Origin of the sequence: Desulfocicer vacuolatum DSM 3385 (genome assembly GCF_900176365.1) — a bacterium.
Classification (GTDB): Bacteria; Desulfobacterota; Desulfobacteria; order Desulfobacterales; family Desulfobacteraceae; genus Desulfocicer; species Desulfocicer vacuolatum.
Window position 1 is genome coordinate 247,445 of the sequence record NZ_FWXY01000002.1, and the last position, 19,573, is coordinate 267,017.

The window sequence follows — 19,573 nt, forward strand, 5'->3', positions numbered from 1 at the left end:
AAGTCATGCCCCTTTAACAGCAAACATCTCTTATTTGCGATTTTCCAGATAAGGGTATATACTTCTGTTGTGAATCGTAAATCTTTTATGTAAATATTCGCCCAGTACCCAGTACCCAGTACCCAGTACCCAGTACCCAGTACCCAGTACCCAGTACCCAGTACCCAGTACCCAGTACCCAGTATCAACTATTATTTCTCACCAAAGGGGTCAACAATGAAAACAGCCAAAGAGATCATGGAAAAAAAAATAATATCAGTCACCCCGGACACAGACATCAGCCAGGCCGTGGAAATTCTTTTGAACAATCACATCAACGGCATGCCTGTGGTGGATGAAAACGGTGCGCTTAAGGGCATTTTATGCCAAAGTGACCTGATCTTCCAGCAGAAGAACATATCATTGCCCCCCATCCTCACCTTTCTGGATGGCATCATTCCCCTGTCCTCCTCTAAAAAAATGGAGCAGGAGATGAAAAAAATGGCTGCAAGCACCGTGGCCCAGGCCATGGTAACAGATCCTGTCACCGTGACACCGGACACTCCCATCAGTGACATTGCAATGCTCATGGTTGAAAAACATTTTCACACCATACCGGTGGTTGAGGAGGGCAAAGTGGTGGGAATTGTGGGAAAGGAAGATGTGTTAAAAACCTTGATGAAACCATAAGGCACTCAGGATGGTGGACACCAACGCCACAGCAACCGCTTTCCTGTTTAAGCGGAAATCGGATACAGAAGTGCATGATCATAGATGTTTAGAAATCGGTCTTAAATAAACTCCGTGGCAGTTATTTCGGACTCTTTCCTTAACATCCATAACCTGGACAAGCCAGAACCAAAAAGGTTTTCTGATTCTTTTGCCCAAATAACACGAAAATAAGAGATAAGAATCTAAAAATCACATAAAAACAGGGTTGATTACCAAAGTATCGCTTTCGTGCTAACAGTGTCCCCCGGAATCCTCAAAGGAATGCACTGTATACGTCTCAATAACAATATCCTTGTCCTTCCAGGCCCGGGAGGACAATCCTGCCTTTTGGCACAGGTGTTCCAAAAACAAGTCCGGCTCTGGAAGCTGCTCCCACACCTGGGGTAAAAAAGTTGCCTTGGCTCCGTGCTTTTCAAGAATCACCCCATGGATACCGGGTTTGAGTTTTTTCTTAAGCGCCTCCGGTCCGGCATAATCCATGACCCGGGGAGGCGTTAAAATGCTGATCTCCACGGTAATCTCCAGAAACTCTTTTTGGGTAAGGGCAGGAAACCTCGGATCATGGAAGGCTGCATGCCGGGCATTTTCAGCAACTTCCTTTGCAAGGGGTAACACCGGCTCCAGGGTACCGATACATCCCCTGAGTTCTCCATGGTGTTGAAGGGTCACAAACACCCCCATTTTTTTCTCCAGCAGACGGGCCTGGACATCCGATACCGCAGACGGCTCCTCGTCCATGGCATCTGCCACCCCCAGTTTTTGGGCAATGGCGTTCCGGGCAATGGCCAGCAACAGTGTACCCAGCTGCTCTGTAAATTCATCTGATATTGATTTTTTCCAATGCATTTTTCTATCCCTTAAACTCAATGCCCAGAAGGGATATGTCATCATTGGGGGCAAGGCCGTTCCCAAAGGTATTGACCCCCTTTAAGATATCGTCCAGGGTTTGGGATAACGGATTTTTCATGCCGGCAACCAATTGGCTGAAAAACCGTTTTTCACCAAAAAAATTACCCTGGTCATCCTGATACTCGGGCACCCCGTCCGTGTACAGAAAAAGTCGATCCCCGGGATTTAGAATGGCCCGCCCCTCATCAAAGGGCATCACGCCCCCCATGCCGATGATGGTACCGCCCTGGTCCAGAAATTTTGTGGAACCGTCGGTTCTGACAATGACGGGATGGGGATGGGCTGCATTGCTGTAAACAATGGCCCCGGTCTTAATATTTAAAACCATATAGCTCATGGTAAAATATTTATCAAACCGCTCCATGGGGTAGAGGGTGTCCAGTTCCTCAAGCACTGTTGCCGGAGAAGAGATTTCATAATAAGGAGGGGGTGCAATGCTCTGCTTTAAAATAAACCCCACATGGGGAAAAAGCATCTGGGACACGGAAACCGCCACCATGGCCGCTGGCACACCATGGCCGCTTACATCCAGCATATACACAGCAAGGTGGGATTCATCCAGGCGGAAAATATTAAAAATATCGCCACCGATATCCTGACAGGGAAGAAATTTCCAGGCAATATCCAGGGAGTCCACATCCGGTACGGCATGGGGTAAAAGGGTTTGCTGAATGGCCCCTGCTGCCTTTAAATCAGCATCTATGAGATTTTGTTTTTCCACCAGTGCAGCATTGGCATCCAGCAGATTCTGGTTCAACCGACGGATCTCCAGCTGGGAATTTACCCTTGCAAGCACCTCCCCCTGGTCAAAGGGTTTGGTCATATAGTCACTGCCCCCCAGATTCAACCCCTTGATCTTATCCTGGGTTTCGGTTTTGGCGGACAAGAAAATGATGGGGGTTGCCGCAAATTTTTCATCCTCTTTTAACTGACGGCACACCTCATATCCGTCCTTCAGGGGCATCATCACATCCAGCAAAATTAAATCCGGCATGATATCTTCGGCCATGGATACAGCCTCTTGGCCATCCTGGGCCTCAAAAAGAAGATATCCTTTTTTTTCAAGAATCATGATCAACAATTTTCGATTAACAGCGTTATCGTCAACAATCAATATTTTTTCAGCCATGGGAACCTCATTTTCGCATCTTTGTTAAATCGTATAGTCTTGATCACATTTTTTTTTATATGAAATACTCCGCAAATCCGGGGAGTATTTCAAGTTTTGTTGTGGGCAAAACCGGATCAGAATACGGTCCGCCCGTGAAAGTTATACTGAATATCCCTACCACAATGTTTTGTTTTTCTCCACTAATTTACTTGACATCCCAGGTAAGGCTCTATAGAAGACAGCAGAGTGCAGATACAATAAAGTAAACCTGTAAATTAAAATCACATTCCCTTGGCTACAATGGCGTAATCAAGGGGAAAAAGGCAAAACACCTTTTTAATTTCCAGACCTGCATCTGCCGGAACATATTTTTTCAACGTATTCAGTGTGGTCATTTTAATTTTTTTATCAACGAGGATGAAAATGAAGATCAGACAAAAAGAGTGCATGGGAAAACTCGCCAGCTGTCCCTCCACCATTTCCGAAGGCACCTACATCATCAACCAGGCAAAAGAAGTAAACCTTGATCCCGGGGTATTGTACGAAACCGTCATTGAGCTTGCATCAGAGGGGTTAATCACCTCAACTGCCATTAACATGGCTGCGGGCATTCTGGTGAGCGAACTTGCCCTTCCCAACTATTTCTTTGAAAACATCACCAAAGAATCCCTGCGGCATATTCTCTCTTCCATTGCCATGAGCATTAAATGCCAGGATGGGTGTGTGGGACTTTCCGGACGGGTGGCCCACATCGATTTCAACCTTGAACAGGGCACCAACATCCAGCGGGTCCGCATTGCCACTGAAGAGACAAGGGATGCCATGGAAGAACTGCTGGCGCCCTTTCTTTCCGGCAGACGCCGGGAGTACTATTACTCCCCTGAGAGTAAGTATTACACCTATATCATCCGGCCTGAAACCGTTGATGATTATCAGAAAACAGCTTTTGAAGAATCAAAGTTTCTTTACCATCTCTCCGGGGATCACAAAGAGACTCCGATTGTCACCCGCCAGCGGTATGAAAGTATTTTAAGGGAATCTGAAAATGCCATTTCCCCCCTGATTGAGGTGTTCAACCTCCCGGAAACCGGCGAAACCCGTCTGATGTTCAACAGCGATTTTGAAATGCCCCAGATTCCGGTGCTGCGCAGGTTGTTCCAGGACCATGACCTGATCCTGGGCCGGGCCTACTGGGAACCCTATTGCGGTAAATCCCAGGCCCCATCCTCCATCTGCTCTTTATACACCAGGGGTGAGCTCTCCCGGACAAAAGAGACCGCCCTTCTCAAAGATCTATATGCCTACCTGGCCATGAGTATCACAGACATGACCGATCTTTATGTGGAGGGACAACTCTCTTTCAGGCAAATGCTTTTTGCCTCCAATGCCGTTGATTTCACCCATATGTTTATATTCAAGGAGAGTAAAAACCTGGTGGACAGAGAGATCATGTCCAGCCTCACCAGCCCTGACCACAAAGAGGCCTATGCCGGTAGAATCCATGACGCCAACAAATCAACCTATGTCTATGAAACCATTCTGGATACAGCCAAAAAGAATCCAGATCTCATTGAATTTCTTTATATCCTTTTTGAAAACCGTTTTGATCCTTCCCGGAACAACAGACTCTCCTCCGATGCCCTGGAGATGAAATTCAAAGAGTTTGAAAAACTCATTGCTGTGCGCTTTATTGATTTCAGTCTGGGCTATGAAATTTTCCGGTTCATGTTTAAAATCATCACAAGCACCCTTAAAACCAATTTTTACAAAGATGTGAAACGCTCCTATTCCTTCCGCCTGGACAACAAGATTTTGGATCCCATTGTGTTCAGTCAGTCTGTGTATGGTATCTTTTACGTCAATGGGCACTATGCCTGCGGTACCCATCTAAGGGCCGGTGACATTGCCAGGGGCGGCCTTCGCATGATCCGGGTATCCCCCACCAATCATTCTGCAGAGCTTGACAATGTGGTAATGCTCAACTATGCACTGGGGGCCAAGGCCCAGCGCTTGAAACACAAAGATATCTGCGAAAGCGGCTCCAAGGGCGTGGTGGTTCCCCACACCATTTATGCCACATGCAGCATGGATGCCCTGTATGACTACACCGAAGGCATCATGGATCTCATGCTTGCCGGTGAACAGATTGTGGATTACCTGGGTCACCCGGAAATGATCTTTTTCGGACCGGACGAAGGCACGGCCCCCCTGATGGATGCCGTGGCCATGCGGGCCAAAGAAAGGGGTTACAAACACTGGCGAACCATCACCACAGGAAAAAGTTTTGGAATTCCCCATGACACCTATGGCATGCTGGAGGATGGCCGGTTGTTCGGCCTCCTGGATCAAAAAGACCAAGGCACCGAGTTGCAGGTTGACGGAGAATCCATTGTCACCACCACGGACATGGAAAAAATTTACGATGTCATTGGAGGACGCATAAAACAAAGCGGCATGACCACCACCTGTGTCATGGGGGCATTTCGTACCCTTATCGAACATTATAATGCCAAGGAAGAAGATCTAAACCTCATGATCACCGGTGGACCCGACGGGGACCTGGGGGCCAATGAGATCCAGTGTTATAAGGGAAAAATCTGCCTGATCATTGATGGGGGCTCCATCCTGTTTGACCCCATGGGCCTTGACAAAAAAGAACTCATGAAAATCGCCTTCATGCGCCACACCGCCCCCCGGGCCAATTCCGTTGCCTACCCCACGGAAAAACTCAGCGAAAATGGCTTCATGGTTCGCCTGGGGGCCAAGGAGATTACCCTTCCCGACGGCACCTATGTGGAAGATGGCACCATTTTTCACAAAACCTTTCTCACCAATGGCGAAAACCGAAAATTCATTGAGCAGGCCAACATTGAAGCCTTTATTCCCTGCGGTGGATTCAAGGACACCATCAACCATGGCAATGTCCATGAATTCCTGGAAAACTTCCAGGAGCTTCGATTCATTGTGGAAGGGGCCAATGTGTTTTTTGATGATTCCGCCCGACGACACATTGCCACCGCCTCCAAGATAAAGGAAATCAAAGATTCCACCGCCAACAAAGGCGGGGTGTTCAGCTCCTCCATTGCCGAAGTGCTGACCGCATTTTTGTTCAACGATGATTATGAAACACGGCTGCTGGAAGACAAGACCACCCGCTGGGGCCTGATCCGTGACATCATTGAACTTGTGGAAAAATATTCCCGCCTGGAAACCGGTATGCTCATTAAAATCCATGAGGCAGATCCCCAGGTTCCCCTGTTCAGCCTTTCAGAACAGACCAGTGAGCAGATCTTTAAATTGCAGAATATTTTTGAAGATAACATTTCAACCCTTGTGGAAAATGAAGACCTGGTGTGGCAAATCATGGAACATTATATCCCGTCCATGCTCATTGCCAAGCAGGGCAAAGAAAATATCATGGCTTTGCTTGCCACCCCGGAGATGGTGGCCTATCGAAATACCATTATCACCAAAAAGCTGGCTTCCATGGCATTTTATAAATATGGCCTTGACTGGGACGAGTTTATTGGCAAGGTGGAAGCCAATTTTGAAAAAACGGTTAACACCATTATGGAATAACTGCCCCGGGCAGAGCGTATTTGGATACTGCTCTGCCCACAACAAAGCTTGAAATCCCCCCCCGATGGGTAATGGGACAGGCCAAACTGCCATGTGGGTTTATTAGAATGGAATTTGAATGGAAAACAACATAGCCCGATTCTCCGGCTTTTTTAACGCCCCGTCCTGATTTATATAAAGGATATCAAGGGGTTCCAGGTGTTGAATACGGTGCAATGTTTTCCGGGTTTTAAATCGATTATATTTATGGGCGCTGGAGATGGAACCGTAAATGCTGCCTCCGTAAAACCCGGACTCCACCACACTCAAAAGCCCGCCAAGTATATTGTCTCCCCGGTCAAAGGATTGATGGGCGGCAAAGATCAAACCGGCATTAATAATAAAGGCGGCCAGGGCATCCTGATATCGTTGGCAATAGAGAAAGCCTCCTCCGGGAACAAGGGCTGTTATCCCGGCCACAAAGGGAGATTTTTCCTCCTGGTTCACAATGGCTTTAACGGCCTGTCTTATCTCCCCTGTATGAAAAACCGCTTCCCCGGTGCCGGATATTTGGGACAAAAATGCATCTGCCTGCTCCAGGGCACCGGGTTCCATGTCCCCGGCCCGGTGAAGCGATATCCACGCCAGGGCACAAAGGACCCGATCCTTTACCTCTGTTACCTCACTGGCAGATAAAAGATCCACCAGCACCCGTCGGGCTCCCTGAATGCGTCCCTGGGCCAGCAAAGTCTTACTGAGCATGAAAAACGATTCTATGTTTTGATACGTCCCCACATAGGGGAAACGCTGGGCTTGAAATATGGTCCGGGCCTGATCCCATTTTTTCAAATGAAACAAAGAAATACCAAGGTTAAATCGGGCCGTAGGTATCCGTGAATCCAGAGGGAAAAAGTGAATAAACCGTTTCCACTCCACCATGGCGGTTTCATGGGCGCCCTCTTTTTGACTGGCAAGGGCATAGTCATACTGCATATCTGCGGTGATGGTCAGGCCATGGGCAAAACAAGATGAAATAATAATCAAAATGGTAAAAAGACCACCAATAAAAACCAACCGCTTTAAGTTGTAACTGCCACGGGAAGACTTTATTCTGCCCTGGGCCTGCCCACAACTAAGGAACAAAAACCAAATAACCTGAACATTATTTGATGTGAATCCAAAGGGGCAGTCATTATTAATCGTGTGATGCATCTTGTTCCTATACCAAAATCAATTACTATAAAAGGCAACCTCAGCAGAGCCGCCCCCCGATGGGCAATAGGAACCGGACAATTGAGCTGTCTACAGTTCCGGTCCGGGACCATTGCCCATCGGGGGGCGGCGGCATAATACCATTTTCAATATTCGTTGTGTCCGGCAGGAGATGCCCGTTAAATGAAATACGTGGTAGATCAGGGATGTATTTCAATCTTCGTTGTGGGCAGACCGAATTCAGAATAAGGTCTGCCCATGGCAGTTATATAAAAGAGATCCTGTTGGAAATTTACAATCAAGGAGAAGTATACCACCAGAAATCATTGTCTTCCAAGGTATCCCCGGTCAAGATTCTACCACCGGACACAATGGGGGGGGAAAGGCGGGTTTCATCCCGACCGCACCGGATCAAACGGTCACAGGATATGATCCAGCCCATGAAAAAACCATGTTTTTTAAAGGCCCGGGCCGCATAGGCAGCACAGGAAGGGGACATACCGCAGCGGTTTCCATCTGTGGCGGAAATAACGGTTTTATAAAAATGAAAAAACCTTCCCCCCGCTTGATCCCGGCCTGCTTCCCCATTATTTGATGATGCCCATGCCCCCCTGGAAGCACCTGCCAATAGTAAAATTAAAAAAAGAAAAACAATTTTTTTAATGGCTCTGCCGGCCTCGTTACTTTCCTTCATTGAAATTCCCGGAAAAATTGTGTTAAATGCACCAAGAGCTAATCCTGGGTCACCCGCATCACCTCTTCCACAGTAGTGATCCCCCCAAGAAGTTTTTCTATACCGCTGTGTCGAAGGGTTGTCATACCCTGTTCCAGGGCCTCGGCTTTAATGGCATTGGCATCGGAGGTGGCCAGAATCACCAGCTTTAAAGCCTCATTGACCGCCATGATTTCAAATATGGCCTGACGTCCGGAATACCCGGTGTTAAAACAGGCCGGGCATCCCACGGCCCGGTAAACCGTCTTTCCCACCAAGTCTGCCTGATCAATGCGAAAGCCTTTAATATCCCCTTCCTTTAAAGTGTAAGCTTCCCGGCAGCCGGGGCACAGGGTTCTCACCAGTCGCTGGGCAATCACCGCCTTCACCGACGAGGTGATCAAATAGGGTTCCACACCCAGATCCACCAGACGGGTAACAGCACTGGGGGCATCATTGGTGTGCAGGGTGGAAAACACCAGATGACCGGTGAGGGCCGACTGAATGGCCACCTGGGATGTTTCAAGATCCCGGATCTCCCCCACAAGGATCACATCAGGATCCTGGCGCACAATGGATCTTAAGCCCTTGGCAAAGGTAACACCTATTTTACGGTTCACCTGGATCTGGCCAATACCTTTGAGCTTATATTCCACCGGATCTTCAATGGTGATAATATTTTTATCCGGTGAGTTAATGGCACTCAATGCCGCATAAAGGGTGGTGGTCTTTCCACTGCCTGTGGGACCTGTCACCAGAACAATGCCGTTATTTAGGCGAATTAATTTATTGAGAATCGCATAATTTTCAGGGGAAATACCAAACTGGGACAGCTCCAGCAATGCCCGGGATTTATTTAACAAGCGCAGCACCAGTCGTTCTCCAAAGGCCGTGGGCACAGTGGATACCCGGATATCGATCTCTTGATCTCCGATGCGCACATCCAGTCGTCCATCCTGGGGAATTCTTTTTTCTGCAATATTCATGTCCGCCATGACCTTGATGCGGGACACCAGGGCCGACTGTATCCACCGGGGGGGAGACAACATGTCATACAATATGCCGTCAATGCGATACCGGACTTTGATGCTGTCCTTAAAAGGCTCAATGTGAATATCACTGGCCCTTGCCTTCACCGACTGGGAGATCATATGGTTCACAAGCTTGATCACCGGGGCATCACTGGTGTCATCCAGAAGATCCGTGGTTTCCTCAATCTCCTGGAGAATACTGGAACCGTTACCGGCCATGTCTTCCACCAGCTGACTTGCGCTGTCAGTGTCTTGGTCGTACAGGGTGTTTATGGCTGACAGAATTTCGTTTCTTCTGGAAAGTCCGGCCCGGTAAGCCCCATGTCCCAAAATTCCTGCAAGATCATCGGCAACGGGCAGATGAACGGGGTCATTCATGACAATGTGCACCCCGCTTTTTTCCCCTGCAACGGGAACCATGCAATGGGCCTTTAAAAACTGTATGGGAACCCGGGAGATAAATTCCCGGGGTATCAGGTCGGGCACTGGATGTTTCACAAGGGGCATGGCATATAGTTCAGCCATGGCCCGTATAATCTCCTGTTCTGTCATGATTTTTGATTTTAAAAGCGCATGGACAAAATTACCCCCGGCGTTTGCATGGATGGCCATGATTTTCTCACGGTCCGTGGCCCCAAGTGATCTCTTGCTTGACACCACCTCAATAAAGCGGTTGATCATAATTTACTCCAGCGGAGAGAGCCGCCCTCCTTTATATAACTTCACATCCCCTTTTTTGATGGTGTCAATCTCTTTTTTTTTCTCATCATAGATCTCCCTGGCCTCCAGGGGATTTTTCACCACTCTGGGGGTGAGAAACACATAAAGATTGGTTCTGTCTTCCCCACTGGAAAGGGTTTTAAAAAGATATCCAAGACCCGGGATTCCCCCCAGACAGGGCACACTGTATTCCGCCCGGGAGAGCGTTTCATCAATGAGCCCCCCAATGACAATGGTGTGGCCATCCTCCACAATAAGGGTGGTGTCGATTTGACGCTTCAGGGTGGTGGGCCTGTCATTGCTTTGTTCATTGGCATTGTCAAGCTTGGTCACCTCCTGGTACACATCCAGACGTACCAGACGGTCTTTGCTGATCTGGGGAGTGATTTTTAGTGTAATACCCACATCTTTATACTCGTAAGAGCTGTAGGTGTCTGTGGCATTGTCTGCAGCAGACCGGGTCTGGTAGGGAACGTTCTTTCCAATGGTAAGGCTTGCCTCTTCATTATCTGTGGTCAGCACCTGGGGGGTGGAAAGAATATGAACATTGGAATCATTTTGATAGGCCTGGATCACTGCCCCCAATGTGGGAAAGGTAATCCCCCCAATGGTGAGCCGTTCACCCATCACCCCCACGGAAAATCCCGCAGGTAAACTTCCTTTGGTTACAATGCTGTTAAAATTTGAATAACTATTACCGCTGTACCCACCAAAGATAACACCGTCATCATTGTCAATGCCATCTCCGACACGCCATTCTGTGCCCAGGTTAAGGCCATTTTCAACATTTACCTCCATGATCAGGCACTCAATGTACACCATGGCCCTGGGAATATCCAATTTGGAAATCACCTCCTCCAGAACGGGATAGTCCTCTTTTTCCGCCATGATGATCAAGCTGTTGGTGGCAGGATCAGCAGTAATTCTGGCGGATTTGGATACCAGGGGGGCCAGTTTTTTGCCTTCAACCTGTTTTTTACCGCTGTCCGAAGGGATTTCCTGGAGCACCTTGGCCAAATCCTCTGCATTGGCATGCTCCAGATAATACACCCGGATTTTTTCATCCCCCCGGGGCACCTTTTTATCCAGAAGTGCCACCAATTGCTTCACCCGGTCCGTTTCCACTTCACTGGCAAGAAGCACAACGGAATTGGTTCTTTCATCTGCAACAAATTTCACCACCATGTCCGGGTCGGTTTTTCCCTTTTCCCCCCGGCTCCGGGCCGTGAAAATGCCGGTGAGATTTTTCACAAGCTTAGATGCATCGGCATGTTCCACCGGAATCACGGAGATCTGTTTACCAATGCCCATGACATCCACGGCAACAATAATTTTTAACAATCGCTCAATATTGGAAAGGGTGTCGGTGATGATGAGGGTGTTGGTATCACTGTAGGATAAAACAATGCTTCCCTTGGACACCAATGGGGTGAGAAGACGCTTTATGTCATTGGCATCGGCATATCTTAAGGGAATAATACGGGTGACCAGCCTGTCCCCGGCAACATCACCTGATTTTCGAACCCCGGTATCGATGTTCTGAGATTTTGCATCGGGGGACGGAATGATTTTAATCACCCGCCCGGCCTGCACCGTGGAAAACCCGTTGATATTCAAGACCGATTCAAAGACCATGTACGCTTCCTTAACCGATATTTTTGAAGGAGAAATAATGGTGACATTCCCCTTGACCCGTCGATCCACAATGAAATTCTTTCCGGTGAGTTCACTGATAAATTTTATAAATACATTGATATCCACATCACTGAAATCAATGGATACCAGTTTATCTTCCCCTTGATCAACACCAGAGGGGGCACAGGCGGCATTTTGCACCCGGAACACCATTGTTCCCAGGCAAATCATCAGCATGATCAACAGACCGGACAATAATTTTTTTCTACTCCACATGATATTGAATCTCCTTTGTCTTTCCCCGCCGTTTGATCTGCACATTCACATCTGATGCATCTTTTAATAGCTCATAGAAGGTCAGGGCATCATCCACGCTCTCAATTTCTTTACCGTCAACCCCCATGATAATATCCCCGTTTTTAAGCCCCATGTTTTGGAACAAAGAATTTTTTTTAATGCCGTACAGCAACAGCCCGTCGGGTTTTCCCCGGGAAAAGTGGGGTCTCACCCGGACATCTCCCATGAGTTTATTGATATTTCCCAGGGCTTCATTCACCATGGTACGGCTCAGGGTATTTTTTTCACCGGTTTTCCCCCCCGACAGAACAGAAGGAAATAAAGGAGCCGCCGGAACACCGGAACCCTTGGCAGGCTCCATCAAAAGCACTTCATCCCGTCCCTTGTAAGAAAGAATCACCTTTTCCCGTAACACTGCCTTTATCAAAGCGTTTTGAACAGTGTCTCCCTTTTGATAGCGTTTTTGTTCTTTTTTACGCCCCTCCTTTATAATGGCAAAGGCTCCCCGGGGTTCTAAAACAATGGTTCCCAGCAGTTTCAGATCAAGACGGGTTTTTTCCAGGGTATCCACCAAGGGAATTTCAGGATCAGGCCCAGAAACTTCTTTTTTTTCTTCCAACGCTGCCTTAAACAAATTTCTTTTTTCTATGGCAGCATAATGTTGTCTGGATTTTTTTTTCTTTTTTATCTCTTTGGCAGTGTCACCAAGTGACAGATCCACATGGTGGGACATTACAGGAAGCACAAATAGATCATTCCATTGGCCATAAAACATCTGTGCCCCCTGGAAGGCCAGCAAAGAGAGCAATAGAAGATGGATGACAATAAACCCTTTTTTCATAGACTCACCCCGGGCCTGTCCAAGGTGCCTTTAATCTTAAAGGGAACGCCCTTGCCCTTGAACCGCCCAAGAAAAGCGGACACCATTGGCGGAAGATTGGGAATCCCGGCAAGGTAACCGGCATCCGGTTGCACACGGCCCTTTAAATCAAGCCTGCTGCGTGATATTGGCGCATTGAGTGCAACCGTCCCTGACACCGTCAGGGTCATCTCAGCCCCCGTGGCCCGGCATCCAAGAATTTCAAGATTATTATCCTCTAAGCGATATGTGATTTTCACGGTTTCAAAATTCACTCCGGGAATGCCCATGCCGGACAATATTTCATGGACAATATCAACGGCACAGTTTGTAATCTTAATTTCCCCTATGCCCCCCAGGCCTCTGTCTTGGCTTCTGGAAAGGGTAAACTGCCCTCCGGCAAGACATGACACCGTAATATCCCCCTGGGGGCTTTTATATTGAAAATTTTCAATGTGGATACCGTCAAACCGGGCATCCACAATATAGCTTAACGGCATCCCGGAAAGTCCCTGTTCCGGTTCAAGGGAAAATTCCACCCTGCCAAAGGCCCTGCCCTTATATAAATCCATATCAAAATCAATGGTTTTGGATTCATTCAAAAAAGTGGTCCATGCAGGCTTTAACCATAAATGCTCCACAAAAATCCGGCGGTCCCGGGGAAGGGAAACCACAATGCCTTTCCCCCCCAGTTTCAAGGGAAGATGCCATTTAATATCTTCCATGGAAATCGTCACCGGCTCCAGGGACTTATTGAGTATCCGGGACATTATTGTGGCCAGTCTTTCACCGGGGAGCAACAGATATAAAAAAACAACAAACGCCCCAAGGGTATACAAAAGATATAAAAAAATCGATTTAACACCCATCAGGCAGCATCCTCCGGAACCAGCACCCAGGCATCCACCACCGCATCCAGAAGCCGGTTTTTTTTACCGGTTTTTACCAAAGAAACCCCTGAAATATGAACGCCCCTGTCAGCGGTTTCAATGAGATAAAGAAAATCCATGAACTCCTTTAAATACAAAGATTCAAGTTTAACCTTTACCATGGAAACAGTGCCGGTGCCATTGCCCTGTTTGCGGGAATCGGGTTTCATGTGCACAATATTTTCCTTGACCTTACTTTTCATGGCCTGTTGATCCAGAAAGGAAAACAGGGTAAATCCCTTTACACGTTTTTCCCCGGTGGATAATCCCTGGGCAACAGCCAAGCCCATGCGGTGATGCCGGGTCTCCATGGAGAGCATCTCCTGTAAATTTTTTTCAGCCACAGCCACCCTTTTTTCCAGGTGTTCTTTTTTTTCCATGGCCGGTAATAATATGCCTTTAAAGGCAAAAAACAGTAATAAAAAGCATACTCCCAGAAAAAGAACTTTTTTTTCCCGCATGGAAAGCTGTTTCATGAATTCTCCTTTTTAACCATGGATACATCATTCCTGCCGTTTGTGGTCTGAAAAACAAATTTAAAGCGAATACGTTTGTCATTCTTATCTGCTGCTGCATTACTGATTTTTACATCAATGAAAAACGCAGAGGATTCCATGGCTGTTTTCATTTTATCCACGCTGTCATAGGTGTCTGTATTCCCGGAAATAACCATGCGACCGTCGTTGAAAACCAGTCGGGAAATTTCCACATCAACGGTGGGGGGAATCCGACTGGAAAGTTCAAAAAACAGATCTGTTATTTTAGTATCAGCGACAAAACGATGTTGCATGTTCCGGGCCCCCGGGGATTTTTCCAAAGCCTGTCGCATCTGGATTTTCATCTGCATGTAAGGATCCACAACGGTGGTAATCTCCGGAAAGCTTCTTTTTAAAACAGTGACGGCCCGGCGGTCCATGGCTGCTGACTTATTTTCAAGGGAAGCAATGTCCATATACTGCCCGGCAACGGCCATAACAAAGCAAAACAGAAGCAAAACACCCGTGGTTATCAGTTGTGGCATATGTTTTTCCACAAACGCACCTTGACCATTACCATTGCGGCAAAAATTAAGATAGCCTTGTTTCCCACTGCATTGGGCCGCGGCAAAGGCGTTAACATAGTCATGGGCATCGGGTTGAAGAACCAATGTTTGGCTTTCAGGGGATGGCAAAACCAGGGTGGCATCTTCAAACACCACAGGGACGTCAAGGATTTTTTCCAGCCGGGCCTTTAATCCATGGACAATGTCCATTTCTTCCCCCCGGACATGGGGTAAAATGATGTGACAGCCCAAAAGCGGCGGGGTAATTCCCAGGCGATGGCGGAAAAGCATAAGGGTGCGTGACACATCCATGGCCACATGGGTATCCCTTTGTTCAGGCGACATTACCAGGGATCTGAACCCCACAATATTCCTGTCAAGGATCCCGTTTACCACCAGGCAATGGGAGGTCACATCCACCATGAGGTAAAACCCCCTGTCCGCCAGGGAAGAAAAAAAAAGATGAGAAGCCAGATAACCGGCAGATGAGATCAAACCCGGTGCCATGCCCCGTTTTCCCAGACCATCGTAAATCACATCCACAACCGTGGTGGAAAGGGAGGCCGTTAAAAAAATATGGTCATCACTGAGGGAAAGACCGGTGGAAATAAAATCATGGGTGTGGGGCTCATCGGGCAGGGGGAGCGCGGCATCAAGCTCCATGGGAAGCACCTGTCCGATTTTCCACCGGGACCGAAAGGGCAGATCCATGTGCCGAAAAAAAAACAAAAAGGCTGGAATGGCCACCGCGACCCGGGAACAGGCAGAAAAATCCATTTTTTGGGCCAATCGATCCAAAACCTCATCCAGGGCAGATTCACCATCCCGGTCCCCGTTTTTTTTCTCCACCAAAGGCTGCATATAAAGTGTGGTGGCATTGAGGATCACAAGCCCCTTTACCGTGGGCTTTAGAATCAATGCAGACAATGTCCAGGAAAAGGGGGTGGCAGCACCTTTTTCCGCATGTTGCCCCCCTGTCCCTTTTGGAATGATGTCAGCGGAATCAGGACATGGGGTATCTTTTATTTCCAGTGCAAGCAAATGGCCATTCATGGTTTATTTGGTTAAGAGTTCCAGAAGCCTGCAGGACCATGCCCCTGTTTTCTCTTGTTTTTCCCTTTTTATGATACCGGTTAATGTGACCATGCGACCGTTGAGATCTGCCACGGCTGTTGCCCCAAACAAATGGCTTGAATAGGTAATAATGGATTCAAATGCCTTTTTTTCCTTTTCAGACAACTGTATAACCTGTTCATACCATCCTTTGTCAAGGGCATTTATAAATCGCTCACTGTCCGGTTCCTGTTCCAGCCTGAATGCCACAAGGGCCGAAGCCTCATCCTCCATGCCTGTGGGGAGCATGAAAGACAACACTTCCTCTCCGGCAGTATTGATATTAATTAAACCGGAAAAAGAGAATCGGCCTTTTTTTTTCCTGGTACCGGCCATGCCATGGATGGAAAAAAATTGCCCAATTTGAACATCCGTGCCCGACGGTGTCATGGATAAGTCATCGTTGTCCACAAGCCCAGATGCCATGTCTGCCTTTCCCCATTCAAGAAAGTTATCAGAAACACCTTTAACAAAATAAAGTTCATCCAGGGTGGTCAACGGCCCATTGGTGCAGAACACTGGAGGATCCAGGGATTCATAATAATCTGTTTCCGCACCGGATATTCCGGTGACAGCATCATCGTCTCCACTGTCCAGCCAGTCTTTTAAAGCGTTGATGATTTCCGCCGGGTCCCTGTCATCCCGGGATTTATCCCCGGAAATGATAAGGCCCAACATGCGTTCCCACAATTGACGTTGATTTTCGTTAAATGCGTTGCCGGGATAGGCATCCAACAGGGCATTGACCTGAATTTTTCCCAGCTCATCGGTGATGGAAAGGTTAAGGCTCCCCCGGGGTATTTCCAATGCAGCCACGGCCATGGCCAGTTTTTCAGGGCTTGCCCAATCTTCCTGGAGGGAATCAATCTCGTTTTTTTCAGCATCTGCGGCAAGGATAGCCATGGCCAGTTGAATGCCGGACCAGGCGGTTTGTCTGGCCTGGAACAATTCCAGGGCCGCCGTACTCCGGGACGCAGCCTTTCCGGCCCGGCGTCCCACCTCCAGGGCTGCTGCCGTTAAAACAGAAATCAAGGCAAGGGTCATGAAAAGGGCCACACCCCGGTTATTCTTCATTGGGTTTCTCATCATTCCAAAGCATCCCTGTACACCGGCAGGGCAATGGAAGTCATAATCACATCACCTGCCAAACTGTTATCCCGGGCCTTGCCGGCATGGTATCCAATGATCACATCTATGGCACGGGGGGTGGCATGATCAAAGGCTTCGCCATCGGAATCCCAGTGGGTGAATCGTTCATTTTCTCCGTTCAAGAAAGCCAACTCAAAGGAAGATACATCCTTTATCAATATGGGGTCACAGGAATTTTGTACCCCATCTTCCCAGGGAGGCAGGGATTCAGACCGACACAGATCAAATCCGCCGTTTTCATTGGCACGCACATAATAGATGATTTGAACCGGCCGCTGATGCCCACCTTCTCCATGGATAGTTAAAAGCCCTTGGGAGACAAATCGCAATCTAAAAAAATCCTTCCCCCCCACGTTATCTTTATCCCCCACCAGCCTGAAGGGATCAGGCATGGATCGGGTATCAGGTTTTACATAGGCCGGAGACAGGGAAAAATGGGCAAACGTCAGATCCCGGGAGATGATTTTCAAAGGAATGGACAGGGCCCCATCCCGGGCAATGGCTGTCTGAATATGATCAGAAGACATGACAAAGGCTTTAAAAGAGGAAACCACAGTGGTCATTAAAATAGCAAAAATCACCACTGCCACCAGAATTTCCATGAGGGTGAACCCTTTGTTGGAAGGACTCGCTTCGCTGCCCTTCCAACCAAAAGTTGCAACAGACACGCTTCGCATGCTGATGAACTTTTGGTTCAAGGTGCTGAGCTGCATCTGAGGTTTGTATATTTTTCTCATAATTGCCGCGGGCAGACCGTGCTCTGGTCCGGATCTGCCCACAACAAATCTTGAAATATGTCCCTGATCTACCACGAATTCCATTTAACGGGCATCTCCTGCCAAACACAACGAATATTGAAAATGGTATTATACCGCCACCCCCCGATGGGCAATGGGGCCCGGACCGGAACTGTAGACAGCTCAATTGTCCGGTTCCTATTGCCCATCGGGGGGCGCTGCCTTGGAGGCTGCATTGTATATAACTGCCACGGGCAGACCTTATTCTGATCCGGTTCTGCCCACAACGAATCTTGAAATACCCCTCTGATTTGAGGAGTGTTTCATATAAAAAAAGTGTATCCACTCATGCATCACTATTCACATAGACCCAGGTTTGCAGGGTAAAAACATGTCTGTCTCCCAGAAAAATACTGAGCTCAATGCGTTTCATATGCTCTGCCTGTTTTTCAGAAATTATGTTTTCATCAAACACCGACATTTCCCCCATGCGACATTCCCATGAATATCCGGGAAATTCATCCCCGAAATCTCCCCCGGTGTTACCTGTGTCCTCCATATCCATAGAAATTTCCGTGATTTTTTTCTGGGCAAGGGCCGTTGCCACGGCGTTGAACTTAACCTTTTCTGCCAGCACAATGGTGGCTGCATGCATTTGAAACAGGGAGACCAGCACAATGGCAATGATGGAAATACTGACCATGATTTCAAGGAGGGTGAACCCATGTGGGGTCAGGCCTGTTTTTTTATGGTGCTGTGGGCCATTATTGTGAAGCGCCGGGTTCTGTGGAAAGTTTAATTGTGGAGGCATATGTGTTTTTAATCCCCGCAGAAAACATGACCGGCCAAAAGCTGTGCCCGGGGTAAAAAGGGCTCTATGGTCACTGTGAGATCCCGGCCATCTTCATGTATATAAATAAAAGCCTGGTTACAATATCCATGCCCACTGAACCGGATGGTGATCTCGTCATCATCATCATCATCCATTTCCGTTAATGGGGTTTTGACATCTTCAATGGATGAATCATCGGAAAATAAAATAAGAACCTCCGGGGAGGAGGGCTTTTTCGGCATATCTCCAGCCCCGGAAGCAAGGGTTGGTGACGTTACCCACACCCGTCCCGTGGCAGTATCAATGTTCAAAAAAAAATCTTGCCGGGTTTCCAGGCTCTGGGATTTAAGCTGCTCAATGAGGAGCACCAGTTTTCCGGTGGGGGTCATTGATGCCCCAAAGGGATTAAAAACATCAAATCGCGGCAGGGTAAAAAAAAGAACAATACCCATCACAGCCATCACCGTTACCAGTTCGATAAGGGTAAATCCTCGACTATTTCTAATCACTCAATTTCCCAGCTGTTGATATCCATGTCCTTGTCAACGCCACCCGGGGCTCCATCTGCCCCATGGGATATGATATCATACTCACCGTTCATTCCCGGGGAAAGATAAATATAATCCCGGCCCCAGGGATCTTTGGGAATCTTCCCCTTTTCAAGATATCCGCCGGTGGGCCACTTTGTGGGAATGGGTTCACTTTCTGGCCGTTCCACCAGGGCAAGGAGCCCCTGCTCTGTTGTGGGAAAATTACCATTATCCAGGCGATACAGTTTCAGCCCGGTTTCCATGGCAACAATGTCGGTGCGGGCCTTGACCTGCTTTGCTTCATCGGTACGGCCCATCAATTTTGGGACAATCATACCGGCCAGAATTCCCAGAATCACCACCACCACCATGAGCTCTATTAATGTAAATCCGCTATTGTTTTTCACCATAATATTTTTCCCTTTATTGTAACCACAGGCAACGTGATAAATTCAATCTGATCTTTTCCTCCATGGGGTTGGCATA

General features: G+C 47.9%; 18 protein-coding genes. 3 read left to right on the plus strand and 15 right to left on the minus strand.

The features are described 5' to 3' along the window. Positions 1-216 precede the first annotated feature (216 nt). Positions 217-669, plus strand: a complete 453-nt coding sequence (locus B9A32_RS03105) for a CBS domain-containing protein (protein ID WP_084066901.1) — start codon at positions 217-219, stop codon at positions 667-669. 273 nt (positions 670-942) lie between these two features. Here B9A32_RS03105 and amrA read toward each other — a convergent pair whose 3' ends face one another. Both amrA and B9A32_RS03115 read right to left on the minus strand, forming a co-directional pair. Next, positions 943-1,557, minus strand: a complete 615-nt coding sequence (amrA, locus tag B9A32_RS03110; RefSeq protein WP_084066902.1) for an AmmeMemoRadiSam system protein A — start codon at positions 1,555-1,557, stop codon at positions 943-945. A 4-nt stretch (positions 1,558-1,561) separates the two neighbouring features. Beyond that, a complete protein-coding gene (locus tag B9A32_RS03115; RefSeq protein WP_084066903.1) occupies positions 1,562-2,749 on the minus strand; it encodes a PP2C family protein-serine/threonine phosphatase in 1,188 nt (395 codons plus the stop codon). 59 nt (positions 2,750-2,808) lie between these two features. On the opposite strand from B9A32_RS03115, the gene B9A32_RS21515 reads away from it, so the two are divergent. Next, positions 2,809-2,997, plus strand: coding sequence for a hypothetical protein (locus tag B9A32_RS21515; RefSeq protein ID WP_212637646.1), 189 nt, complete (start codon positions 2,809-2,811; stop codon positions 2,995-2,997). A 157-nt stretch (positions 2,998-3,154) separates the two neighbouring features. Beyond that, positions 3,155-6,310, plus strand: coding sequence for an NAD-glutamate dehydrogenase domain-containing protein (locus B9A32_RS03120; RefSeq protein ID WP_232367017.1), 3,156 nt, complete (start codon positions 3,155-3,157; stop codon positions 6,308-6,310). A 102-nt stretch (positions 6,311-6,412) separates the two neighbouring features. Here B9A32_RS03120 and B9A32_RS03125 read toward each other — a convergent pair whose 3' ends face one another. The 13 genes from B9A32_RS03125 to gspG all read right to left on the minus strand — a co-directional run bounded on the left by B9A32_RS03125 (position 6,413) and on the right by gspG (position 19,497). Beyond that, positions 6,413-7,333, minus strand: a complete 921-nt coding sequence (locus B9A32_RS03125; RefSeq protein ID WP_139795687.1) for a tetratricopeptide repeat protein — start codon at positions 7,331-7,333, stop codon at positions 6,413-6,415. Between the two features lie 466 nt (positions 7,334-7,799). After that, positions 7,800-8,195 (minus strand): membrane protein insertion efficiency factor YidD, encoded by a 396-nt coding sequence (gene yidD, locus B9A32_RS03130; RefSeq protein WP_084066906.1) that lies wholly within the window; start codon positions 8,193-8,195, stop codon positions 7,800-7,802. Positions 8,196-8,233: 38 nt separating this feature from the next. Further along, positions 8,234-9,925, minus strand: coding sequence for a type II secretion system ATPase GspE (gene gspE / locus B9A32_RS03135; RefSeq protein WP_084066907.1), 1,692 nt, complete (start codon positions 9,923-9,925; stop codon positions 8,234-8,236). Between the two features lie 3 nt (positions 9,926-9,928). Then, on the minus strand, positions 9,929-11,875 hold the full coding sequence (gene gspD / locus B9A32_RS03140) for a type II secretion system secretin GspD (protein ID WP_084066908.1): 1,947 nt from the start codon (positions 11,873-11,875) through the stop codon (positions 9,929-9,931). After that, positions 11,865-12,737 carry a type II secretion system protein GspC gene (gene gspC, locus B9A32_RS03145; RefSeq protein WP_084066909.1) on the minus strand — a complete coding sequence of 291 codons (873 nt, stop codon included), beginning with the start codon at positions 12,735-12,737 and terminating at the stop codon, positions 11,865-11,867. The genes gspD and gspC overlap by 11 nt, the downstream gene beginning before the upstream one ends. Next, complete coding sequence (gene gspN, locus B9A32_RS03150) at positions 12,734-13,624, minus strand: type II secretion system protein GspN (protein ID WP_084066910.1); 891 nt, start codon at positions 13,622-13,624, stop codon at positions 12,734-12,736. The genes gspC and gspN overlap by 4 nt, the downstream gene beginning before the upstream one ends. Then, positions 13,624-14,160, minus strand: a complete 537-nt coding sequence (gene gspM / locus B9A32_RS03155; RefSeq protein ID WP_084066911.1) for a type II secretion system protein GspM — start codon at positions 14,158-14,160, stop codon at positions 13,624-13,626. Before gspM ends, gspN begins: the two co-directional genes overlap by 1 nt. Further along, positions 14,157-15,779, minus strand: coding sequence for a PilN domain-containing protein (locus B9A32_RS03160; protein WP_084066912.1), 1,623 nt, complete (start codon positions 15,777-15,779; stop codon positions 14,157-14,159). Before B9A32_RS03160 ends, gspM begins: the two co-directional genes overlap by 4 nt. 3 nt (positions 15,780-15,782) lie before the next feature. Further along, positions 15,783-16,913, minus strand: a complete 1,131-nt coding sequence (locus B9A32_RS03165; RefSeq protein WP_170923679.1) for a type II secretion system minor pseudopilin — start codon at positions 16,911-16,913, stop codon at positions 15,783-15,785. A gap of 11 nt (positions 16,914-16,924) precedes the next feature. Further along, positions 16,925-17,809 carry a PulJ/GspJ family protein gene (locus B9A32_RS03170; RefSeq protein WP_084066914.1) on the minus strand — a complete coding sequence of 295 codons (885 nt, stop codon included), beginning with the start codon at positions 17,807-17,809 and terminating at the stop codon, positions 16,925-16,927. Between the two features lie 262 nt (positions 17,810-18,071). Then, positions 18,072-18,536 carry a type IV pilus modification PilV family protein gene (locus B9A32_RS03175; RefSeq protein WP_084066915.1) on the minus strand — a complete coding sequence of 155 codons (465 nt, stop codon included), beginning with the start codon at positions 18,534-18,536 and terminating at the stop codon, positions 18,072-18,074. Between the two features lie 8 nt (positions 18,537-18,544). Further along, entirely contained in the window at positions 18,545-19,066 is a 522-nt protein-coding gene (locus B9A32_RS03180) for a pilus assembly FimT family protein (protein WP_084066916.1), read from the minus strand. After that, positions 19,063-19,497, minus strand: coding sequence for a type II secretion system major pseudopilin GspG (gene gspG / locus B9A32_RS03185; protein WP_084066917.1), 435 nt, complete (start codon positions 19,495-19,497; stop codon positions 19,063-19,065). Before gspG ends, B9A32_RS03180 begins: the two co-directional genes overlap by 4 nt. Positions 19,498-19,573 lie beyond the last annotated feature (76 nt).

Bases quoted from the DNA above. Each gene is read 5' to 3' on its own strand.
- B9A32_RS03105 (WP_084066901.1), top strand. From the start codon at position 217: ATGAAAACAGCCAAAGAGATCATGGAAAAAAAAATAATATCAGTCACC.
- amrA (WP_084066902.1), bottom strand. From the start codon at position 1,557: ATGCATTGGAAAAAATCAATATCAGATGAATTTACAGAGCAGCTGGGT.
- B9A32_RS03115 (WP_084066903.1), bottom strand. From the start codon at position 2,749: ATGGCTGAAAAAATATTGATTGTTGACGATAACGCTGTTAATCGAAAA.
- B9A32_RS21515 (WP_212637646.1), top strand. From the start codon at position 2,809: ATGAAATACTCCGCAAATCCGGGGAGTATTTCAAGTTTTGTTGTGGGC.
- B9A32_RS03120 (WP_232367017.1), top strand. From the start codon at position 3,155: ATGAAGATCAGACAAAAAGAGTGCATGGGAAAACTCGCCAGCTGTCCC.
- yidD (WP_084066906.1), bottom strand. From the start codon at position 8,195: ATGAAGGAAAGTAACGAGGCCGGCAGAGCCATTAAAAAAATTGTTTTT.
- gspE (WP_084066907.1), bottom strand. From the start codon at position 9,925: ATGATCAACCGCTTTATTGAGGTGGTGTCAAGCAAGAGATCACTTGGG.
- gspD (WP_084066908.1), bottom strand. From the start codon at position 11,875: ATGTGGAGTAGAAAAAAATTATTGTCCGGTCTGTTGATCATGCTGATG.
- gspC (WP_084066909.1), bottom strand. From the start codon at position 12,737: ATGAAAAAAGGGTTTATTGTCATCCATCTTCTATTGCTCTCTTTGCTG.
- gspN (WP_084066910.1), bottom strand. From the start codon at position 13,624: ATGGGTGTTAAATCGATTTTTTTATATCTTTTGTATACCCTTGGGGCG.
- gspM (WP_084066911.1), bottom strand. From the start codon at position 14,160: ATGAAACAGCTTTCCATGCGGGAAAAAAAAGTTCTTTTTCTGGGAGTA.
- B9A32_RS03160 (WP_084066912.1), bottom strand. From the start codon at position 15,779: ATGAATGGCCATTTGCTTGCACTGGAAATAAAAGATACCCCATGTCCT.
- B9A32_RS03165 (WP_170923679.1), bottom strand. From the start codon at position 16,913: ATGAAGAATAACCGGGGTGTGGCCCTTTTCATGACCCTTGCCTTGATT.
- B9A32_RS03170 (WP_084066914.1), bottom strand. From the start codon at position 17,809: ATGGAATTCGTGGTAGATCAGGGACATATTTCAAGATTTGTTGTGGGC.
- B9A32_RS03175 (WP_084066915.1), bottom strand. From the start codon at position 18,536: ATGCCTCCACAATTAAACTTTCCACAGAACCCGGCGCTTCACAATAAT.
- gspG (WP_084066917.1), bottom strand. From the start codon at position 19,497: ATGGTGAAAAACAATAGCGGATTTACATTAATAGAGCTCATGGTGGTG.